At 75.7% G+C, this 21,738-nt stretch carries 20 protein-coding genes; 5 read left to right on the plus strand and 15 right to left on the minus strand.

Features of this window, described 5'->3' with window-relative positions:
* Positions 1 to 81: 81 nt before the first annotated feature.
* Entirely contained in the window at positions 82 to 636 is a 555-nt protein-coding gene (locus tag ACFC0B_RS11440; protein ID WP_376084906.1) for a hypothetical protein, read from the minus strand.
* 79 nt (positions 637 to 715) lie between these two features.
* The gene (locus ACFC0B_RS11445; protein WP_376084908.1) at positions 716 to 3,133 is read right to left on the minus strand and encodes an FHA domain-containing protein; all 2,418 of its coding nucleotides are present in this window, start codon (positions 3,131 to 3,133) and stop codon (positions 716 to 718) included.
* A 190-nt stretch (positions 3,134 to 3,323) separates the two neighbouring features.
* On the opposite strand from ACFC0B_RS11445, the gene ACFC0B_RS11450 reads away from it, so the two are divergent.
* Complete coding sequence (locus ACFC0B_RS11450; protein WP_376084910.1) at positions 3,324 to 4,673, plus strand: acyltransferase; 1,350 nt, start codon at positions 3,324 to 3,326, stop codon at positions 4,671 to 4,673.
* Positions 4,674 to 4,739: 66 nt separating this feature from the next.
* On the opposite strand, the gene ACFC0B_RS11455 is transcribed toward ACFC0B_RS11450, so the two are convergent.
* From ACFC0B_RS11455 to ACFC0B_RS11505, 11 genes are all read right to left on the minus strand, one after another.
* Positions 4,740 to 5,699: an alpha-ketoacid dehydrogenase subunit beta gene (locus tag ACFC0B_RS11455; RefSeq protein ID WP_376084912.1), complete on the minus strand. Its 960-nt coding sequence runs from the start codon at positions 5,697 to 5,699 to the stop codon at positions 4,740 to 4,742.
* A complete protein-coding gene (locus ACFC0B_RS11460; protein WP_376084914.1) occupies positions 5,696 to 6,706 on the minus strand; it encodes a thiamine pyrophosphate-dependent dehydrogenase E1 component subunit alpha in 1,011 nt (336 codons plus the stop codon). The genes ACFC0B_RS11455 and ACFC0B_RS11460 overlap by 4 nt, the downstream gene beginning before the upstream one ends.
* Positions 6,703 to 7,626, minus strand: coding sequence for a phytanoyl-CoA dioxygenase family protein (locus ACFC0B_RS11465; protein ID WP_376084916.1), 924 nt, complete (start codon positions 7,624 to 7,626; stop codon positions 6,703 to 6,705). The genes ACFC0B_RS11460 and ACFC0B_RS11465 overlap by 4 nt, the downstream gene beginning before the upstream one ends.
* Positions 7,627 to 7,682: 56 nt before the next feature.
* The gene (gene hppD, locus ACFC0B_RS11470) at positions 7,683 to 8,699 is read right to left on the minus strand and encodes a 4-hydroxyphenylpyruvate dioxygenase (protein WP_376084918.1); all 1,017 of its coding nucleotides are present in this window, start codon (positions 8,697 to 8,699) and stop codon (positions 7,683 to 7,685) included.
* A gap of 73 nt (positions 8,700 to 8,772) precedes the next feature.
* Positions 8,773 to 10,035, minus strand: coding sequence for a beta-ketoacyl-[acyl-carrier-protein] synthase family protein (locus ACFC0B_RS11475; protein ID WP_376084920.1), 1,263 nt, complete (start codon positions 10,033 to 10,035; stop codon positions 8,773 to 8,775).
* A complete protein-coding gene (locus ACFC0B_RS11480) occupies positions 10,032 to 11,657 on the minus strand; it encodes a class I adenylate-forming enzyme family protein (RefSeq protein WP_376084922.1) in 1,626 nt (541 codons plus the stop codon). Before ACFC0B_RS11480 ends, ACFC0B_RS11475 begins: the two co-directional genes overlap by 4 nt.
* 141 nt (positions 11,658 to 11,798) lie before the next feature.
* A complete protein-coding gene (locus ACFC0B_RS11485; protein ID WP_376084924.1) occupies positions 11,799 to 12,365 on the minus strand; it encodes a hypothetical protein in 567 nt (188 codons plus the stop codon).
* Complete coding sequence (locus ACFC0B_RS11490) at positions 12,362 to 13,483, minus strand: beta-ketoacyl synthase N-terminal-like domain-containing protein (RefSeq protein WP_376084926.1); 1,122 nt, start codon at positions 13,481 to 13,483, stop codon at positions 12,362 to 12,364. Before ACFC0B_RS11490 ends, ACFC0B_RS11485 begins: the two co-directional genes overlap by 4 nt.
* The gene (locus ACFC0B_RS11495; RefSeq protein ID WP_376084928.1) at positions 13,480 to 13,779 is read right to left on the minus strand and encodes an acyl carrier protein; all 300 of its coding nucleotides are present in this window, start codon (positions 13,777 to 13,779) and stop codon (positions 13,480 to 13,482) included. The genes ACFC0B_RS11490 and ACFC0B_RS11495 overlap by 4 nt, the downstream gene beginning before the upstream one ends.
* Positions 13,776 to 14,057 carry a phosphopantetheine-binding protein gene (locus tag ACFC0B_RS11500; RefSeq protein WP_376084930.1) on the minus strand — a complete coding sequence of 94 codons (282 nt, stop codon included), beginning with the start codon at positions 14,055 to 14,057 and terminating at the stop codon, positions 13,776 to 13,778. The genes ACFC0B_RS11495 and ACFC0B_RS11500 overlap by 4 nt, the downstream gene beginning before the upstream one ends.
* A 227-nt stretch (positions 14,058 to 14,284) precedes the next feature.
* A complete protein-coding gene (locus ACFC0B_RS11505; RefSeq protein ID WP_376084932.1) occupies positions 14,285 to 15,715 on the minus strand; it encodes a class I adenylate-forming enzyme family protein in 1,431 nt (476 codons plus the stop codon).
* Between the two features lie 194 nt (positions 15,716 to 15,909).
* Here ACFC0B_RS11505 and ACFC0B_RS11510 point away from each other — a divergent pair, with 194 nt between their 5' ends.
* The 4 genes from ACFC0B_RS11510 to ACFC0B_RS11525 are packed head-to-tail and all read left to right on the plus strand — an operon-like array spanning position 15,910 to position 20,160.
* Positions 15,910 to 17,001, plus strand: a complete 1,092-nt coding sequence (locus ACFC0B_RS11510) for an alpha-hydroxy acid oxidase (RefSeq protein ID WP_376084934.1) — start codon at positions 15,910 to 15,912, stop codon at positions 16,999 to 17,001.
* A 59-nt stretch (positions 17,002 to 17,060) separates the two neighbouring features.
* Entirely contained in the window at positions 17,061 to 17,834 is a 774-nt protein-coding gene (locus ACFC0B_RS11515) for a methyltransferase domain-containing protein (protein WP_376084936.1), read from the plus strand.
* A gap of 26 nt (positions 17,835 to 17,860) precedes the next feature.
* Positions 17,861 to 18,802 carry an alpha/beta hydrolase gene (locus ACFC0B_RS11520; RefSeq protein WP_376084938.1) on the plus strand — a complete coding sequence of 314 codons (942 nt, stop codon included), beginning with the start codon at positions 17,861 to 17,863 and terminating at the stop codon, positions 18,800 to 18,802.
* The gene (locus ACFC0B_RS11525) at positions 18,799 to 20,160 is read left to right on the plus strand and encodes a PLP-dependent aminotransferase family protein (RefSeq protein WP_376084940.1); all 1,362 of its coding nucleotides are present in this window, start codon (positions 18,799 to 18,801) and stop codon (positions 20,158 to 20,160) included. The genes ACFC0B_RS11520 and ACFC0B_RS11525 overlap by 4 nt, the downstream gene beginning before the upstream one ends.
* Positions 20,161 to 20,248: 88 nt before the next feature.
* Here ACFC0B_RS11525 and ACFC0B_RS11530 read toward each other — a convergent pair whose 3' ends face one another.
* Together ACFC0B_RS11530 and ACFC0B_RS11535 are read right to left on the minus strand one after the other, a co-directional pair.
* Positions 20,249 to 20,740: a hypothetical protein gene (locus ACFC0B_RS11530; protein WP_376084942.1), complete on the minus strand. Its 492-nt coding sequence runs from the start codon at positions 20,738 to 20,740 to the stop codon at positions 20,249 to 20,251.
* A 231-nt stretch (positions 20,741 to 20,971) separates the two neighbouring features.
* Positions 20,972 to 21,736 carry an ABC transporter permease gene (locus ACFC0B_RS11535; RefSeq protein WP_376084943.1) on the minus strand — a complete coding sequence of 255 codons (765 nt, stop codon included), beginning with the start codon at positions 21,734 to 21,736 and terminating at the stop codon, positions 20,972 to 20,974.
* Between the last annotated feature and the right edge of the window lie 2 nt (positions 21,737 to 21,738).

Below are 21,738 nucleotides of genomic sequence, written 5' to 3' on the forward strand. Positions count from 1 at the left end.
CGGGTCGCACGACGCCGGCGGGCTCGACGGCCGCGGCTTCGGTGGGCGGGTGCGGGTCGCCGGAGGCGTCGGGGGGCGGGATCACGGCTCCGCCAGGCGGGTCGGCGCGTCGGCGCCCGGCACCCGGCCGGCCGGCGGGCTCGGGCGCCCACCGGCGGCGTAGGTGTGCAGTTGCAGGCCGTCGCAGTAGCACCAGCGGTCGTGCACCTGGTCGAACACCCAGAGCCGCTCGCCGTCGACCACCAGACCGATCCGCAGACCGTGCGCCCGGTCCCGGAAGGTCTCCAGGTCGGCGCCGCCCGCGGCGAGGTCCTCCAGCAGCGAGCGGTAGCGGGCCAGCGCGCCCTCCGCCTCGGCCAGCGCGGGGCGCGGGTCGGCGGTGCGGGCCGGCGGGCCGGTCGCCGAGGGCGGCACGCCGGGCAGGGAGATCAGCAGCCGGCCGTCGACCCAGGTGGTCCACCCGTTGGAGCAGAGCACCTGGGCCCAGTCGCCGGTCCGGCCGATCAGCTGGAGCGGCAGCAGCGCGTCCAGCGTGGCGGCGGGCTGTTCCGGGTCCGGGGCGGCCCAGCTGGGCAGGCCGTCCGGCGGCGCGACGTGCGTGGGGCTGAACGCCGACCCGTCCATCGGCCCGGTCACGTCGGCACCACTTCCCCGGAGACGTCCGCAAACACGTCGGCACTCACCTCGGCACTCACCTCGGCACTCACTTCGGCAGTCACTTCCGCATGATCGCCGGCTCCTGCCGGCGCAGCAGGGCCAGCACGAGGACGGCCAGCGCCACCGACAGCCCGACCAGCACGGCCAGCGCGAGCAGCCACCCGGCCCGCTCCTGCTGGAACAGCGGGTCGTCGGTGATGTCGTTCGGCAGCACGGTGTGCAGGTCGACGGTGCGGGCCATCGCGGACAGGCCCCAGCGCGAGGGCACCAGCCAGGCGAACTGCTCCAGACCGGGGACCCCGTGCAGCTTCAGCATGGCGCCGCTGAACACGATCTGCACCACGGAGAGCAGCACCAGCAGCGGCATGGTGGCCTCCTCCTTGCGGACCAGCGCGGAGACCAGCAGGCCGAGCATCATGGCGGAGAAGGAGAGCAGCGCGACCGCGAGGATCAGCTCGGCCAGCGGTGGCATCAGCACCCCGCTGTGCACCGTGACGCCGCCCGGCAGGGTGGGGTCGAGGTCGACGCCGGCCAGCCCGACCAGGGTGAGCACGGCGGCCTGGGCGACGGTGATGGTGCCGAGCACCACCACCTTGGAGACCAGATAGGCCGAGCGGGACAGTCCGACCACGCGTTCCCGCTGGTAGATCGGCCGCTCCTTGACGATCTCGCGCACCGCGTTGGCGGAGCCGGTGAGCAGGCCGCCGATGCAGAGCGTGAGCAGGATGTTGAGCGCGTTCTCCGAGGAGAGCCGGCTGCCCGCCATCGCCCGGCACATCACGCCGATCAGGAACGGCAGGGCGATCATCACGGTCAGGAACAGCCGGTCGGCGGCGAGCACCGCCGTGTAGCGGCGGATCAGCGTGCCGAGCTGGGAGAACCAGCCCTGCGGCTGCTCGGGGCCGATCGGGTCCGCCGCCCCGGGCCCGGCCGCCGGGACGGGCCGGGCGGGCGGCAGCGCCCCGGCGGCGACGTACCGCTCGTACTGCGGGGACTCCCGGAACCGGCGCTGCCAGGCCTGGTGGTCCTCGTTCTCGAAGGCCTCGAAGGCCTGCGGCCATTCGGTGAAGCCGAAGAACGGCAGCGCCTCGCCGGGCGGCCCGTAGTAGGCGGTGCGGCCGCCGGGGGCGAGCACCAGCAGCCGGTCGCAGACGTCCAGGCTGAGCACGCTGTGGGTGACCACGACGACGGTGCGCCCGTCGTCGGCCAGGCTCCGCAGCATCTGCATCACCGAGCGCTCCATGCCCGGGTCGAGGCCCGAGGTGGGCTCGTCGAGGAAGAGCAGCGAGGGCTTGGTGAGCAGTTCGAGGGCGACGCTGACGCGCTTGCGCTGGCCGCCGGAGAGGCTGGAGATGACCAGGTCGGCCCGGCTGTCCAGGCCCAGTTCGCGGATCACCTCGGTGACCCGGGCCTCGCGCTCGGGCGCGGCGGTGTCGCCGGGGAAGCGTAATTCGGCGGCGTACGACAGGGCGCGGCGGACGGTCAGCTGGGTGTGCAGGATGTCGTCCTGCGGGACGAGGCCGATCCGGCGGCGCAGCTCGGCGTAGTCGCGGTAGAGGTCGCGCCCGTCGTAGAGCACGGTGCCCTCGTCGGCGGGGCGCAGTCCGGTGAGCGCGTTGAGCAGGGTGGACTTGCCGGCGCCGCTGGGGCCGGCGACGGCGAGCAGGGCCTTCTCGGCGAGCGGGAAGGAGACGTCGTCGAGCAGCACCCGCCGGTCGGCGCCGACCCGTACCACCAGGCCCTGCACGTTGAGCGAGATCTCGCCGGTGTCGGTGTACTCGACGAGTTCGTCCCCGGCGAGGCAGAGCGCGGAGTGGCCGATGCCCACGATGTCGGCCGGGCCGACCGGCGCTCGTTCGACAGGGACGCCGTTGAGGTAGGTGCCGTTGTGGCTGCCGAGGTCGGCGATCTCGTGGCCGCCGTCGGGCAGGATGCGCAGTTCGGCGTGGTGGCGGGAGACCACGAGGTCGTCGAGCACGAGGTCGTTGTCGGGGGCGCGGCCGATCAGCACCGTGCGGCCGGGCAGCCGGAGGATGTTGCTGGGCCGGCGGAAGGTGCCGGAGACACGCGGGGCGACCAGCGAGGGGCGCTCGACGGGCGCCGAGGCCGGCGCGGGGTCGGGCGATCCGTCCGGCGGTCCCTCGGGCGGTCCGCCGGGCAGCCCGGTGAGGGTGGCCGCCGGGCCGTCGGCGGCGTTGCCGAACCGCAGCCGGGTGCCGGGGCCGACGTCCTCGGAGCGGATCCGGCGGCCGTCGGCGAAGGTGCCGTTGGTGCTGCCGACGTCGTCCAGGTGCCAGTGGCCGGCGGTGGTGCGCAGCACGGCGTGGTGCCAGGAGACCCGGGGGTCGTCGAGGACGATCTCGCTGGTCGGGTCGCGGCCGACGTGGTACGCCCGGCGCGGGTCGATCAGCTGCGAATCCGTGTCGGTGACGAGGACCAGGGGCGGCGCGGCGGGCGCGCCCGGGCGCTCTCCCATGGTTCGGATTCTAGTCCGGCGGCGGTCCGGGGGCGTCCGGACGCCGTTCCGTACCGTCCGTCCGGTCCGATACCACGAAATTGGACTGGACCACTGGATCGCTGCCGGGAGGCTGCCCTATCGTTCGGGGAGATCTGCACGGTCGTCCGGGGCCCTCCGCACGACTCACACGAGCCCCGGGGGCGAATCGATGAGCGTCTGGCCGCAGTTGCGCGACACCCGCACGGTCAGAGCGGGCACCGCTCCCGGAACGGTGGTCCGCTGCGGCCTGGCCGACACCATGCTCGCCGACCTCGCCGTCTCGGTCGTGCTCTTCTTCGAGCGCGCGCTGGACGAGGACCGCCTCGCCGCCGGCCTGGCCCGGGCGCTGGAGCGGGTCCCGGTCTTCGCCGGCCGACTGCGCACCGTGGACGGCGTGTTGGAGGCGGTCTGCGACGACTCCGGCGTCCCGATGGTGAGTTACCGCGTCGACGGCACGCTCGCCGAGTCCATGGGGCGGGTCACCGCGCCCGGCGCCCTGCACGCCGACCCGCTGGACGCCCCGGCCGCCCGCACCGGCGGCGGACCGCTGCTCGCCGTCCGGGTGACCCGCACCGGCGACGGCGGCACCGTGCTCGGCTGCTCCTGGCACCACGCGATCGGCGACCTGCACAGCTTCGCGCTGCTGCTGCGCGCCTGGTCGGCCGCGGTCGAGGGCGAGGAGCTCCCGGAGGCCGAGCTCGTCGAGGACCAGGACGCGCTGCTCGACCGGGTGCTGCCCGCCGAGGACTGCGGCCGGCCCGGCTTCCGGGTGCCCGCACCGGGCGAGCGCGCCCTGCTGGACCGCGAGGTGGCGGCCGGACCGCGCGCCAACCGGACCGTCCAGCTGTACTTCGGCGACGCCGAGATGGCCCGGATGCGCGAGGAGTTCGCCGCGGCGGCCGGCCGCTGGGTCTCCTCCGGCGACGCGGTCTGCGCCCATATCACCCACACCCTCCGGGAGTTGGACGGCGACCGGGAGACCCGCTGGCTCACCGTCCCGGTCAACGCCCGCCGCCCGCTCGGCCTGCCGGACGCCCTGGTCGGCAACCTGCTCGGCGACATCCACCTGCCGTACGCGCCCGAGGACGGCCCGGCCGCCCTCGCCGGGGCGCTGCGCACCGCCGTGCAGGGGTACACCGAGGACCACCTCAACCTGCGCGCCAACCTGCGCTTCCTGGCCGAGCTCGGCCGCCCCGGGCTGGGTTCCTGCGTACCGATCGGCTTCGACCCGCAGCACCGCCGGATCAGCTTCTCCAACTGGAGCCGCTTCGGTCTCTACGACGCGACCTTCCAGGGGCAGCGGCCGGTGTTCTTCAGCCCGACGGGCAACTACCCGCTGCCGTGGGTGTGCTGGGCCGTCGAGGGCTTCGGCGGCACCGGGCTGCTCACCACGGCGGTGGTCCCGGCCCGGCTGGCCGCGCGGCTGCGCGGGACGGAGGGGCGGGCCGCGCTGCACCGCTACCGGGACCCGTCGGACGAGCTGCCGGAGCTGCTCGCGGCCGTGTCCAAGGTGCTCTGACGGCGTCTCCACGCGAAACCGGGGGAGGCCTCAAGGGCCGCCCCCGGTTCGGGTGGTGACGAGTCGTCACTTCATGACGGCGCGCAGCGCGTGCCGCAGCTGCTCCCGGTCCGGCTGCAGGGCCCGGTCGAGCGCGGGGGCGAACGGCAGCACCGTGCCGTCCGGCCGGGTGACCCGGCGCGGCGGGGCGGTGAGCCGGAACTCCTCGGCGGCGGTGGCCAGCACCTCCGCGCCGATCCCGCAGCTGCGGTTGGAGTCGTCGATCACCACCAGCCGGCCGGTGCGCTCCAGCGAGGCGCCGAGCGCGGCCCAGTCGAACGGGTACAGCGTGCGCGGGTCGAGCACCTCGACCGAGATCTCCCCGGCGAGCTCCTCGGCCACCGCCAGCGCGTCGTGCACCAGGTGCCCGACGGCGACCAGGGTGACGTCCGTGCCGGTGCGGTGCACCCGGGCGCTGCCGAGCGGGATCGGGGCCAGGTCCCAGGTGACGGTCTCACGGACCGGCAGCGCGGCGGCCGGGGCGAAGACCACCACCGGGTCCGGGTCCTGGATCGCCGAGCGGAGCAGCCCGTAGGCGTCGGTCGGCGTGGCCGGCACGACGGTCTTCATCCCGGCGTGCGCGAACAGGCTGTACGGGTGGTCGGAGTGCTGGCCCGCCCAGCCGTCCCGGGAGCCCGAGCCGGGGACCAGGCAGGTGAGCGGGACGCCCGCCTGGCCGCCGGTCATCAGCGAGAACTTGTGCGCCTGGTTGACGAGTTGCTCGAAGACCAGGAACAGCAGCGAGGGGATCTGGAACTCCAGCACCGGTCGTCGCCCGGCCAGTGCCGCGCCGAGCGCCATCGCGGTGAACGCCTGCTCGGAGAGCGGGGTGTCGACGATCCGCTCCGGCCCGAACCGGTCCAGCAGCCCGAGGGTGGGCCCGGCCATCCCGGCACCGATGTCCTCGCCGAAGACGCAGACGGCGGGGTCGCCGGCCAGCTCGTCGGCCAGCGCCCGGTTGAGCGCCTTGGTGTAGGAGAGCCTCATGCCACCGCCCCCGCCCGGGGCCGCAGTCCGGAGGCGTACAGGTGGTCGGCGGCGCCGGCCGGGTCCGGGTGCGGCGAGGCGAGCGCGAACTCCTCGGCGGCCGCGAGTTCGGCGGCCACCTCGGCGTCCAGGGCGGCGGCGCGGTCGGCGCCGATCGCGGCGGCGGCCCGGTGGAGCGGGTCGCGCTCGCGCCAGGCGGCCACCTCCTCGGGGGTGCGGTAGTGCAGCTTCATCCGCCGTTCCATGGTGTGGTGGCCCTCGAACCGGTAGGTGCGGCACTCCAGGAAGCCGGGGCCGCCCCCGGACCTCGCCCGGGCGACGGCCCGCTCGGCGGCGGCCCGGACCGCCTCGGTGTCCATGCCGTCGACCTCCTCGGCCGGGATGCCGAAGGCGGCCGCCCGGCCGGTCGCGCTGCCCGCGACCGCCGTGTCGGCCGGCAGGGTGGTGGCGTAGCCGTTGTTCTCGCAGACGAAGAGCACCGGCAGCCGCCACATCGCGGCCAGGTTGAGCGACTCCAGGAGCACGCCCTGGTTGAGCGCGCCGTCGCCGAAGAAGGCGACCGCGACGGCGTCCGAGCCGGCCTGCCGGTCGGCCCAGGCGGCACCGACCGCGATGGGCGCGCCGGCGCCGACGATGCCGTTGGCGCCGAGGATGCCGAGGCGCAGGTCGGCGGCGTGCATCGAGCCGCCCCGGCCGCGGTTGGACCCGCCGATCCGCCCGGCCAGCTCGGCCAGCATCCGGGCCGGCTCCAGGCCGCGGGCCAGCACGTGGCCGTGCCCGCGGTGGGTGGAGGCGAGCCGGTCGCCCGCTCCCAGCGCGGCGCAGACGCCGACCGCGACGGCCTCCTGCCCGATGTACGGGTGGATGCCGCCGATGATCACCCCGGACTTCACCAGGTCGAGCGCCCGCTCCTCGAAGGAGCGGATCAGCCGCAGCATCCGGTACCGCCGCTCGGGCGTGTCGAGGGCGGCGACGGCGGGTGCGGCGGCGGGAGCGCCAGGGGTCACAGCGCGCCCTGCCACACCGGCGGGCAGAAGTCCGGGTCGGCGTAGTCGGGGCGGCCGTCGGCGGTGCGGCGCACCAGCACGTCGTGGTTGTACACGACGGTGTCGCCGTCCGGGCGGGTGGCGCGCCGGTAGGCGTTGGCGCCGTCCTGGAGGTGCAGCGAGACCGCCCGGCGCGGGTGGGAGGCCAGGTTGGGGCCGCTGCCGTGGTAGGTGCGGCAGTGGTGGAAGCTGACGTGGCCGCGCGGGATGATCATCGGGACCTTGCGGACCTCGGTCCCGTTGTACGCCGCGTTGGCGTCCAGGATCGCGTCCAGCTCGGAGTTGTCGCGGTCGGCGAAGTGCCGGGTGGAGTCCTCCCCGGAGGGCAGCTCCTTCCAGCGGTGGCTGCCGTCCACCATGGTGATGGTGCCGTTCTCCTCGCCGCAGTCGTGGAACGGCAGGAAGGCGGTGAGCATCCGCTCCGAGGTCGAGGTCTGCCAGTAGTGCTTGTCGAAGTGCCACGGCACCTGGTTGCTGGGCTCGCCCGGCACCGGGGGCTTGTAGATGAGGGTGGCCTGGAAGACCCGGACCTCCTCGGCCTCGGCGAGCAGCGCGGCGACGGCGCCCAGCAGCGGCTTGCGCAGGATCGCGGCGATCGCGTCGCTCTCGTAGTGCACGTAGTCGTTGTGCCGCTGGACCGGTCCGTGCGCGGGTTCCCAGGAGGCCAGCCGCGGCGGGCGGACCGGCAGGGTGCGGTCGCGGTGGCCCGCGTAGTAGCGCTCGGTGGCGGCCTGCAGGGTGTCCAGCTCCTCGTCGCTGAACAGCTTGCGGGACAGGTACCAGCCGTGCTCCAGGTAGCCGGCCACCTCCTCGGGGGTGGGCAGCAGGGCGCGTTCGGCCTCGGTGAGGTGGAACGCGGGTGCGGCGGGTGCGGTGGTCATGGGGGACGGGCCTCCTGTGGTGGTGAGGGCTCGGGCGGACGTCGGAGGGCGGCGGCTCAGACCGAGGCGGCGGCGCGCTGGCGCTCGACGGCCTCGTAGAGCGCCTTGATGTTGGCGGTGCCGAAGGTGCCGGCGCCCTGGCGCTCGATCAGCTCCACGAAGTACGTCCGCCGGGGGTGGGTGGAGCGGGCGAAGATCTGGAACAGCTGGCCGCCGTGGTCCTGGTCGACCAGCACGTCCAGCTCGCGCAGCGTCCCGACCGGGATGGCGGTGCCGCCGAGCCGCTCGGTGAGCGCGTCGTAGTAGGTGCTGGGCGTGGTCAGGAACGCCACGCCGCGGTCGCGGACGGTGCGCACGGCGGTGGCGATGTCGCCGGTGCGGAAGGCCAGGTGCTGGACGCCGGCGCCGTCGTGGTCGGCGAGGAAGGTGTCGATCTGGCCGGGGCGGCGGGTGGTGTCGGGCTCGATGAGGGTGAAGGTGACCTCGCCGGAGGCGCTCTGCACCACGCTGGAGTCCATCGCCTGCTCGCCGACCTCGATGTACTCGCCGAAGATGCGGTGCATGCCGAGCGCGGCCTCGCAGAACTTCACCGCGTCCGCCAGCTCGCCGGCCGGCAGGCAGATCGCGGCGTGGTCGAGGGCGTCCAGCAGCCGCGGCGCGCCGCCGTCGGCGGACCCGGGCGCGGTCGGCGCCTCCGGGACGAACCGCAGGGCGGTGTCGCCGAAGCCGGCGACCAGCCCGCCGGCCCGGTCGAGCACCCGGGCGCCGTGCCGCTCGGCGCGGTCCAGGGCGGCCTGCGGGTCGGGGCAGGAGAGGGCGAGGGCCGCGACGCCCTCGCCGTGCCGGTCGGCGTAGCGGGCCACCGGGTGCGCCGGGTCGGCGGCCGAGCGCAGCAGGAACCGGATGCTGCCCTGCTGCACCAGGAGGGTGCGCGCGTTCGCGGACTCGGCCGCGGCGAGCTGTTCCGGCTCGGGGGGCACGGCGGTGAAGCCGTAGTCGGCGCAGAGCCCGGCCGCGGCGGCGTCGGCGTCGGCGCAGTGGTACTCGACGTGGGCTATGGACTGGATGGACAACGGGATCTCCCCGGGGGATCGCGAGTTGACGAGTGGCCTGGCACGGGTGTCCGGGCTGTGGCGCCGGGCGGCGTCAGCGGACGGACGGGGTGGAGGCGGGCTCGAATACCAGGCTGAGGTTGTGCCCGCCGAAGGCGAAGGCGTTGCTCAGGGCGGCGGTGAGCGGGACGGCGCGGGCCGCGCCCCGGACGTGGTCCAGGTCGCAGGCCGGGTCCGGCTCGTCGAGGTTGACGGTCGGCGGCAGCGTCCCCCGGGCGACCGCGAGTGCGGTGACCGCGGCCTCCAACGCGCCGGCCGCGCCCAGCAGATGGCCGGTGGCGCCCTTGGTGGAGCTGACCGCCGGGCGGTGCTCGCCGAAGACGGCGGTCAGCGCGGCGGTCTCGGCGACGTCGCCGAGCTTGGTGCCGGTGCCGTGGGCGTTGACGTAGCCGATGTCGGCGGGGGCGAGGCCCGCGCTGGCGAGCGCGGCGCGCATCGCGTCGGCGGCGCCCGCGCCGTCGGGCCGCGGCATGGTCGGGTGGTGGGCGTCGGTCGAGGCGCCCCAGCCGGTGAGGTCGGCGTACCCGGCGGCGCCGCGGGCGGCGGCGTGCTCGGGGCTCTCCAGCACCAGGACGGCGCTGCCCTCGCCCAGCACGAAGCCGTTGCGCCGGCTGTCGAAGGGCCGGCTGGCCTGCGCCGGTTCGTCCCAACCGGAGGACAGCGCGCGGGCGTTGGTGAACGCGGCGGCGATCGTCGGGTGCAGCGAGGACTCGGTGCCGCCGCACACCACCACGTCCGCGTCGCCGGAGCGGATCAGCCGCAGCCCTTCGGCGACGGCCTGGGCGCCGGCCGCGCAGGCCGTCACGATGGCCGTGCTGAAGCCGCGGATGCCGTGCTTGATGGCGATCCGGGCGGTGGCCATGTTGGAGAGCATGCCGGGCAGCAGGTAGGGGCTGACGCCGGGGCGGCCGCGTTCGAGACGCCGGTGGGACTGCTGCTCGAAGGTCTCCAGGCCGCCGCCGCCGGTGGCCAGCACCACGGCGGTGCGGTGCGGGTCGGCGTCCTCGCCGACCACCAGGCCGGCGTCGGCGAGCGCGTCGTCGGCGGCGGCCAGGGCGAGCAGCACGAAGCGGTCCACGCAGCGGGTCTCGGTGGGCGGCAGCACCTCGCGGCCGTCCACCGCCGGGGCGAGGCCGGCCGCGGTCAGCCAGCCGTGGGCGGCATGGCCCTCGGGCAGGGCGCGGATGCCGGAGCGGCCGGCGGCGAGCGCGTCGAAGACCTCGGCGGGCTTGCGGCCGAGCGGGGTCACCAGGCCGATGCCGGTGACCACGGCGCCCGGGCGGCGGGCGGCGCTCATGCGCCCGCCCCGGAGACCGAGTCCAGGTAGCGCTGGCGCAGCAGGACCTTGCGCACCTTGCCGGTGGGGCCGAGCGGGATGTCGTCCCCGGCCACCACGACGACCTGGCGGACGGTGGCCGCGGCGGCCTCGTCCAGGGCGGCGGTGACGGCCTTGGTGCGGTCGGCGGCCGGGTCGGCCCCGGCGGACAGGATCAGCAGCACATCGGTGACGACCCGCTCGCCGTCGCGCACCGCGACCACCGTGCAGTCCAGCGCGTCGGGGCAGGCGGCCAGCACCCGCTCCTCCGACATCGCGGTGAACAGCCGCTTGCCGTCGCCGAGTTCGACCGAGTCGACGGCCCGGTCGACGTGGTAGTAGTAGCCCTCCTCGTCCCGGTACATCAGGTCGCCGGTGAGGAAGCGCCCGCGCAGCCGGGTGCGGTAGGTGGTGGCGGAGTCGTTCCAGTAGCCGAGGGCCAGGGTCGGGGAGGCGGTGGCGAGTTCGCCGACCTCGCCCGGGCCGAGCGGCTCGCCGTCGGGGCCGACGAGTTCGCAGTCGACGAAGGCGTGCGGGCGCCCGACGCAGCGGCCGTAGCGCTCGGTGTCGGGGCCGTGGGTGATGAAGAAGTGCGAGTGGCCCATCTCGGTGGAGCCGAGGCCGTCCACGAACAGCGAGCCGGGCACCCGGACCCGGCCCTCGCGGGTCACCGACTCGCGGCTGCCGGCGGCGACCAGGCGGCGGATGTGCACCTCGTGGGCGCAGTCGCCGGTGTTCCACCAGAGCGCGACCGAGTCCAACTTCCGTGCGGCCAGGTCGTGGTGGGCGAGATCGGCCCAGGTGGCGGCGAAGCCGACCACGCCGCTGGGGCGCCACTGCTCGATCGCGTCCAGCACGCCGGCGCCGGACTGGCTGGAGAGCAGGGCGAGTTGGGTGTGCGAGGCGAGGGCGAGGTTGACCGCGATCAGGGTGGCGGCGTGCGGGGCGGGCAGGGCGCTGAGCATCCGGTCCTGGCCCTGCGGGCGGGGCAGCCGGGCGCGGTGGCGGATCGCCGCGTACAGGCTCGCGTGCGAGTGCACCACGGCCTTGGGCATGCCCGTGGTGCCGGAGGAGTGGGTGATCGCGACCGGGTCGCCAGCCCAGTGCCGGTAGGGCTCGGGGGCGGCCTCGGGGTCGCCGGAGCCGAGGGTGGCGATCTCCGGCAGCGCGGGGGCACCGGGCTCGTGGCCGGCCAGCGCGGCCAGGTGCGGCGGGTCGGCGAGGATGCCGACCGGGCCGAGCTTGGCGATGTAGCGGGCGGCCCGCTCGCCGTCCAGGTGGGGGTTGAGCAGCGCGGGGACGGCCCCGAGCCGGGCCAGCGCGAGGAAGGCGAGCACGTGGTCCGCGGCGTCGCTCGCGTACACCACCACCGGGTCGCGGCGGCCGATGCCCAGGGCGTGCAGGGCGGCGGCCCGGGCGCGGACCGCGCGGTCCAGCTCGGCGAGGGTGAAGGGCTGCCAGGCGGCGTGGTCGTCCACCGGGGTGTCGAAGGTCAGCAGCGGCTCGTCGAGGCCGAGGCCGAGCGCGAGGCGGCTGGTGAGGACGTTTCCGGCGCCGACGGCCGGGTCGTCCGCCAGCTGGGTGCGGATACTGCGGATGCTCACGGGGTGGATCCCTCCCGGGGTGCGGGCGTGCGGGCGTGCTGCGGCGGGACGCGGCGGGTGGGGGACCGCTCGCGCCGGTGGTGCGCAGGGGGTGTGGGGCGGGCGTTCGGCGGGTTCGGGGTCGGTCGGGTGGGCGGGGGGTCAGGCGGGGGCGACCAGCAGGGCGACGGCCCGGTCGGTGCCGTCCGGGCGGTCGGCGTCGGCGGTGCTGTCGGCGTCGTCCGGGCGGTCGGCCTTGTCGGCCTGTTCGGCGGCGATGACGAGGACCTGGTCGGCGTCGCCGTCGGCGAGGAGCAGTTCCGCCAGGTCGAGCGCGTCCTGCGGGACCCGTCCGGGTGGCGGGGGCTGGGCGGGAGTGATCGCCACCACCGGGCCGGTCAGGCCCCAGCGGGCGGCGATGTGGCCGAGGACGGCGTTCGGGTTGGACTGGAAGAACAGCAGCGGGGGCATCCGCCGGGCGGTGTCGGCGGCGGCCTCGTCGATGGCGCGGGCGGTGGCGCGGTCGCCGCCGGCGCTGGCCAGCAGCAGCGCGGTCCGGCCGGGGGCCGGGGCCGCGCCGTGGCGGGCGCGCAGGCAGCGTTCGGCGGTCTCGGCCACCAGGGGGTTGAAGGAGGAGGCGGCGAAGCCGGGCAGCGGGGGGAGCGGCTCGGGCTCGCGGGCGTCGGGGTCGGGCCAGGCGGCCTCGGCGAGGATGCGCAGCGCGGTCATCGGGCGGCCACCAGGAGTGCGGTGTTGGCGCCGCCGAAGGCGGAGTTGAGGGTGAGCGCGTAGCGCGGCCGGGCGGCGCGCGGGCCGTCGAGCACGAGGTCCAGGCCGATCTCCGGGTCCGGGCCCAGCCAGCCGGCGTTGACCGGCAGCAGGCCTTCGGTCAACGCCCCGATGGTGACGACGAGTTCGAGCAGTGCCGAGGCCTCCAGGGCGTGGCCGTGCACGGCCTTGCTGGAGCTGACGGGCAGCCGCGCGGTGTGCGCGCCGAAGACCCGGTGCAGCGCCTTGGCCTCGGCGTGGTCCGACAGCGTCGAGCCGGTGCCGTTGGCGTTGACGTAGCCGACCTCGTCCGGGGCGATCCCGGCCCGCTCCAGCGCGGCCCCGACGGCGCGTGCCACGCCGTCGCCCTCGGGTTCGGGGCGGCAGACGTGGTGCGCGTCGCCGGCCCGGCCCCAGCCGGCCAGCCGGGCCAGCACGGGCGCGCCGCGCCGCTCGGCCTCCGGCTCGGCCTCCACCAGGACGGCGGCGGCCGCGTCGCCGAGCAGGGTGCCGCTGCGGCCGGCGCTGAACGGGCGCAGCTCGCCGTCGCGGGCCAGCGCCCGCCCGGCGTCGAAGGCGGCGAAGACGCCCGGCTCGACCAGGTGTCCGGCGGCGACCAGCACCCGGGGGTGGCGGCCGGCGGCGACCAGCGCGGCGGCGTCGGCGACGGCGCTCGCCGCCGCGACGCAGGCGCCGGTGTAGGCGCGGGTGACCCCGGGGGTGCCCCAGGCGGCCGCGGTTGCGGCGGCGACCGCGGCGACGGTCTCCCGGGTGCGCAGGTCGCTGTGCAGCGCGAGCAGCACGGGCGGCCCGGCGCCGGGCGCGCCCGGCGCCAGGCCGGCCCGGCGGCAGGCCTGGCCGACGGCGGCGACCACGGCGTCGGCGAGCGGGCGCGGCTCGGGCAGCAGCGCGGCGCGCACGGTGCGGCGCGCCGAGACGTCGAACCGGGTGACCGCGGCGAACGCGGCCTTGCCGTGGACGACGGCCTCGGTGAGCGCCGCGGGCCCGTCGCCGGCCGCGCTGAGCACGCCGACGCCGGTCACCACGGGCCGGACGGCGGGCGGGGCGTGGCGGGTCATGGCCGCGCGGCCCCCGCACCGGCGTCGGTGACGGCTCCGGCTCCGGTCGCGGCGGGGCCGCCGGCCGCGAGCACGGCCGCCCGGAACACGGCGACGGCGTCGTCGACCGTCCGGACGGCCTCGAAGGCGTCGTCGTCGAGGTCCGGCTCGATGCCGTAGCGCTGCTCGAACTCGGCGATCAGCCAAGTGAGTTCGAGCGAGCCGAGTTCCTCGGGGACGTCCTCCGCGGCGCGCTGCCCGAACGCCGCGAGCATGGTCAGCACCTCGGCCCGGTCGGGGCGGGCGAGGTCGGTCACGCCGGGCTGCCCGAGGCGGCGGTGGCGGTGCCGGCGGCGATCCGCGCGGCGACGTCGGCGGTGAACTGGTCGAGCGTCATCAGCGCGGTGGTCTCCATCTCGTCGAGGTCGAACTTGACCCCGTACTCGTCCTCGACCTGGACCGAGAGTTCGGCGAGCGCGAGCGACTCCAGGTCCAGGCCGGCCGGACCGAGGTCGGTGTCGCCGGTGACCTCGGAGACGTCGTACTGCATCTCGGCCAGTGCGGCGAGGACGAACGCGCGGATGCGGTCCTGCATGGTGGGCTCCTTGTGTCCGGGTGCGCGCGGGCGCCCGGGGTCGTCGGGGTGGGAACGCGGTCCACCGGGGGCCGGTGGTGGTCCCGACGGGCAGGCCGAACCTGCCCGTCGGGGAAGGCTCCGAAGTCCCGGTCGGGACGGGCCGGCGGTCCTCGGGCCGAGGGTGGCCGAGGGCGCCGGAGGCGGGTGGTGCGCGGCCGGGCGCGCCGGGTCGCGGCGCGCCCGGGTCAGCCGGCGGCGGCGCGCAGGGCGGCCGGGTCGCGCAGCAGCTTGCCGGTGGCGGTGCGGGGGAGCTGCGGCAGGAAGGCCAGCCGGCGCGGCCGCTTGTAGGCGGCGAGCTGCTGGGCGAGGCCGTCCTGGACGAGGGTCCGGTCGGCGCCGTCCTCGGCCGAGAGGTAGGCCTCGATGGCGCCGTCGTCGAAGACCACCACGGCCTCCCGGACCTGCGGGAGCGCGGCGAGGGTCTGCTCGACCTCGGTGAGGTCGACCTTGAGTCCGCCGATCGAGACCTGCGAGTCCCGTCGGCCCAGCACGGTGACCAGGCCGGTGTCCGGGTCGAGCACGGCGGCGTCACGGGTGTGCAGCCAGCCGTCCGCCCAGCGGGTCGGGTCGTCGAGTCCGGGGTAGGGCGAGGCGGGTGTGCCCAACTGGAGCTCGCCGCCGACGAGCCGCAGCTCCATGCCGTGCACGGGCCGCTTGGCCGGGGACAGGGTGCCGTCCAGGTCGGTGGCGATCACCCCGGTCTCGGTCATCCCGTACATGGTGCCGAGCGGCACGCCGTACCGCGCGGTGAACGCGGCGGGCAGGCCCGGGCGGACGAGTTCGCCGGCCACCACCATCCGCCGCAGCTGCGGCAGTTCGGGCGGGTCGGTCGCGCCGGCCAGCAGCTCGGCGTGGAACGGCACCCCGATCACGGTGGTCGGGCGGCCGTCGGCGGCGACCGCGCCGAGGATGCCCGCCGCCGTCATCCGGTCCGGGACGGTGAGCGGGGCGCGCGCGTGCAGGCTGTTGAGCAGCCCGCCGACCAGGCCGAGCACGTGCACCACCGAGGAGAGCAGGACCACCCGCTCGCCCTCGCCGGGGAACGCGGCCAGTCCGCGGTAGCAGTCGAGTTCGCGGATCAGGTCGCCCGCGGTGCGCGCGATCACCTTGGCCGGGCCGGTCGAGCCCGAGCTGAGCTGCACCAGCGCGTGGCCGGTCCCGGCGGGCCGGCCGGCGGGCAGCCGGACGGCGACCGGGTCGACCAGCGAGTAGCCGCGCAGTGCCGCGGCGGCCGGCCGCGAGGCCGAGCCGACCAGCACCTGCGGGGCCAGCCGGTCGACCGCCAGCTCGACCTCGTGGTCGGTCAGCCGGTGGTCCAACAGGGCCACCTGCGCCCGCAGTTGCCAGGCCGCCAGGAGTACGGCGACGAAGCCCAGCGAGGGCGGCAGCCGCAGGGCGGCGGTGCCGCCCGGGCCGAGGCCGGCCGCGGCCAGCCGCTCGGCCTGCTCGGCGACCAGCGCGCGCAGGGCGTCGCGGTCGACGGGCGTGCCGAAGCGGAGGCACTCCTCACCCCCGGGGCCGGCCAGCAGCACCCGGTCGACCCAGTCGGCGGGAGCGTCGGCGTGCGGGGGTGAGGCGGGCGGCGGAGAAGAAGGGGAAAAGCCGGTCAACGCCACTCCACACAGTGAGGAGATTTGTCATGGACACTTGGACGATGATGTTCACATGCCATCACAAGCAATACGTCCAATTCCGTTGCCAGACCTTCGCACAGACGATTGGTCAAATCAAGGTCTATACCAATGCGGTGTAGACCTCCTACGCTGCCGATCCGTGGACCGGTCCGAGCGCGGCCGGTCCGGGAACGAGGATGCCCGTGGCACCACTCACACTGGCCGGGATCGAACGCGCCGCGCGCGAGCAACTCCCCCCGGAAATCTGGGATTTCATCGAAGGCGGCAGTGGCACGGAACGCACCGCGGCGGCCAACCGGGAAATGTTCGGACGCCATGCGTTCCGCCCGCGCACGCTCGTCGACGTCTCCGTCTGCACGCCCGCCGTCGACCTGCTCGGCACCACCCTGCAACTGCCGGTCGGAATTGCCCCGATGGCCTACCACCGACTGGTCCATCCGGACGGCGAGACGGCGACCGCCCGGGCGGCCGGAAAGGCAGGCGCCCTGCTGGTCGCCGGCATCTTCGCCAGCCGCACCCTGGAGGAGATCGCCGCCGCGGCGACCGGACCGCTCTGGCTCCAGCTCTACTGGCTGCGCCGCCGCGACGTCCTCGCCGCCCTGGTGGAGCGTGCCGAGGCGGCCGGGTTCGCCGCCCTGCTGCTCACCGTCGACGCCCCCCGGATCGGCCGGCGGCTGCGCGACCTGCGCAACGGCTTCGCCGTCCCCCCGGAGATCCGCGCGGTCAACCTCGACCCCGACCTGATGGCCGCCAGCCACCGCGCCGGCCGGGGAAGTTCAGGCATCGCCGAGCACGCCCGCGAGCAGTTCGACCCCACCCTGACCTGGGCCGACCTCGGCTGGCTGCGCGAACGCACCCGGCTGCCGATCGTCCTCAAGGGCGTGCTGACCGCCGAGGACGCCCGGCTCGCCGCCGAGCACGGCGTCGACGCGGTCGTCGTCTCCAACCACGGCGGCCGCCAACTCGACGGCGCGCTGCCCGCCCTGGCCGCCCTCCCCGAGGTCGTCGACGCCCTGCCGCCGCACCTGCCGGCGCTGCTCGACGGCGGCGTGCGCGGCGGCGCCGACATCGCCCTCGCCCTCGCCCTCGGCGCCCGCGCCGTCCTGGTCGGCCGCCCGGCGTTCTGGGGCCTGGCCACCGGCGGCGAGGCGGGCGTGTCCCGCGTCCTCGACCTGCTGCGCGACGAACTGGAGCACACTATGGCCCTGTTGGGCCGCCCCACCGCCGCCCACCTGGACCGCACCGCCCTCGCGCCCTGGCCCCTGTGAGCCCGCTCCGCCCTTCGCGCGCGGAGCAACACCCGACGGAACGACCGAAAGACGACACCATGAACAGACAGGACGCCTTCCCCGGCTGGGACTGGGACGACCCCGACGGCCTCGCCGAGCAGCTCGACCGGTTCAGCGCCGACGTCGCCACCTGCCGGAAGCTGGAACCCGCCGACGGCGGGCTGCCCCACGACCACGGGGACTTCACCGCGCTCGGCATCACCGGCCTGGAGTTCGCCGCCTTCCGCACCGACCACCCGGCCGGCCTCGGAACCGACCTCACCGCCCTGCGCGGCCCCGACGCCACCACCGAGCCCGGCACCCTCTACCGGGTCGACGGCGACCGCTGGTTCACCCAGCTCGACATCTCCGAGCCGCTGCCCTTCGCCGACGCCAGCGTCGACTGGGTCTACGCCGAGCACCTCATCGAGCACGTCACCATGCCGGTCGCGATCGGCTGGCTGCGCGAGGCCCGGCGGGTGCTGCGCCCCGGCGGCGTGCTGCGGATCACCACCCCGGACCTGGCCCGCTACCTGACCGGCTACGCCACCGGCGACGGCTTCCTCACCAAGCACCGCCGGCGCCTGACCACCCTGGGCTTCGGCCCGCCGATGCCGCAGCGCCCCGCCTTCCTGGTCAACCAGATCTTCCGCTACTACGGTCACCAGTGGATCTACGACCTGGACGAGCTGCGGCACGTCCTGACCCGGGCCGGCTTCGAGGACGGCCGGATCCGGCACTGCGCCTACCGCGAAGGCGCCCGCGCCGACGTCGCCGACCTGGACACCGCCTTCCGCACCGACGAGACCATCTACGTCGAGGCCGACCGCTGACCCGGCCCCGTTCCGAGGACACCCCGATGCCCCTGCACCCCCAGGCCCAGGCGCTGCGCGACCGCCGCGCGAGCGCCGGCACGGCCCCGCTCTACAGCCTCACCGTGGCCGAGGCCCGCGCCGCCGACCTCGCCGACATCCGCGCCGCCGCGGGCACCCCCGAGCCGGTCGCCGCCGTCGAGGAGCACCGCCTCCCCGGCCCCGGCGGCGAGCTCGCGCTGCGCCTCTACCGGCCCGAGCCGCCCGCCGACGGCCGCCCGCTGCCCGTCCTGCTCTACCTGTTCGGGGGCGGCTGGACCCTCGGCTCGCCCGACACCAGCGACGCGATCTGCCGTGCGCTGACCAACGCCGTCGGCTGCGCCACCGCCTCCGTCGGCTACCGCCTCGCCCCCGAGCACCCGTTCCCGGCCGCCGTCCAGGACTGCGCCGCCGCCGCCCGCTGGCTCGCCGCGCACGCGGACGGCCTCGGCCTGGACGTCGGGCGCCTCGCCGTCGCCGGCGACAGCGCGGGCGGCAACCTCGCCGCCGTGCTCGCCCTGCTCGCCCGCGACGAGGGCGGCCCGGCGCTCCGCCACCAGCTGCTCGTCTACCCCAACACCGACGCGCACGCCGACACCGACTCGCTGCGCGAGCACGACGACCCGGCGCTGTTCAACCGCCGCTCGGTCGCCTGGTACTGGGGCCACTACCTGGCCGACCCGGCCGACGGCGCCCACCCGCACGCCTCCCCGCTGCGCGCCCCGAGCCTGGCCGGGCTGCCGCCCGCCACCGTCGTCACCGCCGAGTACGACCCGCTGCGCGACGAGGGCGAGCAGTACGCGGAGGCGCTGCGCGCCGCGGGCGTCCCCGTCGAGCTGCGGCGCTGGGCGGGCATGCCGCACGGGTTCTTCGCGATGACCGGCACCCTGGACGGCGCCGCCGAGGCCCAGGCGTACGCGGCCGCGCGGCTGCGCGAGGCCCTCGCGTGAGCGCCCCCGCGGCCTCCCTGCCGCTCGCGGACCCGGCCGGGGCCGCCGAGCCCGTCACGCTCCCGCTCGGAGAGCTGCACGGCTCCCTCGCGGACCCGCTGCTGGACGCGATGACCTTCCTCAACGAGGTCACCACCCGCTACCCGCAGGCGGTCTCCTTCGCCCCCGGCCGCCCCTACGAAGGGTTCTTCGAACCCGAGGACGTCCCCGCCTACCTGGACGCCTACCTCGACCACCTGGCCGCCACCGGCCTGGACCGCGACGCGATCCGCACCACCCTGTTCCAGTACGGGCCGACCAAGGGCGTCATCAACGACCTGGTCGCCCGCACCCTGGCCCACGACGAGAACCTCGCCGTGGCCCCCGAGGCACTGGTCCTGACGGTCGGTGCCCAGGAGGGCATGCTGCTGGTGCTGCGCGCGCTCTGCGCCGGCCCCGACGACGTGCTGCTGGTCAGCTCGCCCTGCTACGTCGGCGTCACCGGCGCGGCCCGGCTGCTCGACCTGACCACCGTGCCCGTCCCCGAGGGCCCGGACGGCGGTCCCGACCCGGCGGCCGTGCGCGCCGCCGCCCGCGAGGTCCGCGCCGCCGGCCGGCGCCCGCGCGCCCTGTACGTGGTGCCGGACTTCGCCAACCCCTCCGGCACCTCGATGCCCGTCCCGGCCCGCACCCGGTTGCTGGCGACGGCCGCCGAGGAGGACCTGCTGGTCATCGAGGACAACCCGTACGGCTTCTTCGCCCGGGACGCGGGGGAGCGGCCCACCCTCAAGGCGCTGGACCGCCACCGCCGGGTCGTCTATCTGGGCTCGTTCGCCAAGACCTGCTTCCCCGGCGCCCGGCTCGGCTACGTGGTCGCCGACCAGGAGGTGGCCGGCCCCGGCGGGCGGCGCACCCTGCTGGCCGACGAGCTGGCCAAGCTGAAGAGCATGACGACGGTCAACACCCCGGCCCTCAGCCAGGCGGTGATCGGCGGCATGCTGCTCACCCACGACTGCCGGCTGCGGGCCGCCAACGCCCCCGCCACGGCCCACTACGCGGCCGGCATGGCCGTGCTGCTGGCCGAGCTGGAGCGGTGCTTCCCGGCCGCCGAGCGGGCCCGTCTGGGCCTGTCCTGGAACGTGCCGGAGGGCGGCTTCTTCGCGGTGGTCACGGTGGCCTTCGCGGCCGACGACGCGGCGATGGAGCGCTGCGCCCGCGAGTTCGGCGTGCTCTGGACGCCGATGGCGCCGTTCTATCCGGCGGGCGGCGGGGAGCACCGGTTGCGGCTCTCCATCAGCTCCCTGACGCCCGAGCGGATCGCGGCCGGCGTCGCCCGGCTGGCGGACTTCGTACGCGCCGAGACGGCCCGGGCGGACTGACTCCGGCCTCCGTGGCCTCCGCGCCGCACGACGCACCGCACGACGGCGGCGCCTCCCGGGAACGGGGGGCGCCGCCGTCGTCGTCCGGTCAGCGGGTGCCGGCGGCCCCCGGGGCGGCCTCGACGGCCTTGACGGGGGGCTTGGCCGCGACGGCCTTGACAGGGGGCTTGGCCGCGACCGCCTTGACGGGGGGCTTCGCGGCGACGGCCTTGGCCGGGGGCTTGGCGGGGACCGCCTTCGCCACCGGCTTGGACGCGACCGCCTTGGCCGGAGGCTTGGCGGCGACGACCTTGGCGGGCGGCTTGGCGGCCACCACCTTGGCGGGGGGCTTCGCGGTCACCGCCTTGGCCGGGGGCTTGGCCGCGATGGCCTTGACGGGCGGTTTGGCGGCGACGGCGGCCGCCGGCCGGGCCTCGGCGGCCTTGACCGGCGGCTTGGCGGCGGCCGGGGTGGCCGCGAGCAGGCCCGCGACGGGCAGTGCGGCGATCGCCCCGCCCACGATGGCCAGTCGGGTGCCGCGGCGCAGCGCGGGCAGGCCGGCGCGGTCGGCGGCCGGGGTGTTCTCGGACCGGGGGCTCATGCGGTTCCTCTCGACGAGCTGACGACATGGCGAACTGACGAGGTGGTGAACTGGCGATCGACTGATTGGACGATAGGCCCGCCGGTGCCACCGGGACAACCAACCGGCCCGCGCCTCAACCGCCATGACGGTCGGCCGCCCGACTCCGGTTCCCGTGAGCCGACCGCCCGACCGCCCGACAGCCCGAGCGCCCGATCGCCACCGCCGCGCGAACGCGCCACCGCGCCCGGGTCAGCGCACCCGGGTCGAGAACAGCCGCGCCGACCAGAACACCGCCGCCACCGTCATCAGCGCGACCACCAGCAGGCCCTGCCAGACCACACTGTCCCCGACGTCGCCCGAGAACAGCGCGCGCATGCCCTCCACGGCCCAGTAGAAGGGGTTCCACTTGGCCATCGTCTGCAGCCACATCGGCGCCAGCGCCAGCGGCAGCAGCGTGCCCGACAGCAGCGCGATCGGCTGGGCGACGGTGTTCACCACCGGCGCCATCGCCTCGTCCGCCGGCAGCACCAGCGCGATCCCGTAGGAGATCGCGGAGGTCATCAGCGCGAGCAGGCCCATCAGCAGGAAGGCCAGCACCAGGTCCAGCGGACCGACCCGAAGGCCGAACGGCAGCGCGATGATGGTGATGATCACCGCCTGGACGAGCAGCGCCACCGTCTCGCGCAGGGCCCGGCCGAGCAGCAGGGCGAGCCGGCTGACCGGGGTGACCCGGGCCCGCTCGATGATCCCGGCCCGCAGCTCGCCGAGCAGGCTGAAGCCGGTGTACAGGCCGCCGAAGATGCAGAGCACGGCCAACAGGCCGGGCACGTAGATCTGGTAGGCCTCGGCGTAGCTGTGCGCGCCCATCGGCTCCAGCACCTTCTTGAGCAGCGGCGCGAAGAGCAGCAGGTAGAAGACCGGCTGGATCACCCCGACGGCGATCCAGACCGGGGTTCGCCACATCAGCAGCAACTGGCGCTGGAAGACCAGCCAGGTGTCACGGGCGAGCTTCATGG

It is taken from the genome of Kitasatospora sp. NPDC056184 (genome assembly GCF_042268405.1).
In the GTDB taxonomy this organism is placed as follows: Bacteria; Actinomycetota; Actinomycetes; order Streptomycetales; family Streptomycetaceae; genus Kitasatospora.

Excerpts from the sequence above, each read along its gene's own strand:
- ACFC0B_RS11445 (WP_376084908.1), bottom strand. The coding sequence starts at position 3,133 with ATGGGAGAGCGCCCGGGCGCGCCCGCCGCGCCGCCCCTGGTCCTCGTC.
- ACFC0B_RS11450 (WP_376084910.1), top strand. The coding sequence starts at position 3,324 with ATGAGCGTCTGGCCGCAGTTGCGCGACACCCGCACGGTCAGAGCGGGC.
- ACFC0B_RS11455 (WP_376084912.1), bottom strand. The coding sequence starts at position 5,699 with ATGAGGCTCTCCTACACCAAGGCGCTCAACCGGGCGCTGGCCGACGAG.
- ACFC0B_RS11465 (WP_376084916.1), bottom strand. The coding sequence starts at position 7,626 with ATGACCACCGCACCCGCCGCACCCGCGTTCCACCTCACCGAGGCCGAA.
- ACFC0B_RS11475 (WP_376084920.1), bottom strand. The coding sequence starts at position 10,035 with ATGAGCGCCGCCCGCCGCCCGGGCGCCGTGGTCACCGGCATCGGCCTG.
- ACFC0B_RS11485 (WP_376084924.1), bottom strand. The coding sequence starts at position 12,365 with ATGACCGCGCTGCGCATCCTCGCCGAGGCCGCCTGGCCCGACCCCGAC.
- ACFC0B_RS11490 (WP_376084926.1), bottom strand. The coding sequence starts at position 13,483 with ATGACCCGCCACGCCCCGCCCGCCGTCCGGCCCGTGGTGACCGGCGTC.
- ACFC0B_RS11500 (WP_376084930.1), bottom strand. The coding sequence starts at position 14,057 with ATGCAGGACCGCATCCGCGCGTTCGTCCTCGCCGCACTGGCCGAGATG.
- ACFC0B_RS11510 (WP_376084934.1), top strand. The coding sequence starts at position 15,910 with ATGCCCGTGGCACCACTCACACTGGCCGGGATCGAACGCGCCGCGCGC.
- ACFC0B_RS11515 (WP_376084936.1), top strand. The coding sequence starts at position 17,061 with ATGAACAGACAGGACGCCTTCCCCGGCTGGGACTGGGACGACCCCGAC.
- ACFC0B_RS11520 (WP_376084938.1), top strand. The coding sequence starts at position 17,861 with ATGCCCCTGCACCCCCAGGCCCAGGCGCTGCGCGACCGCCGCGCGAGC.
- ACFC0B_RS11530 (WP_376084942.1), bottom strand. The coding sequence starts at position 20,740 with ATGAGCCCCCGGTCCGAGAACACCCCGGCCGCCGACCGCGCCGGCCTG.
- ACFC0B_RS11535 (WP_376084943.1), bottom strand. The coding sequence starts at position 21,736 with ATGAAGCTCGCCCGTGACACCTGGCTGGTCTTCCAGCGCCAGTTGCTG.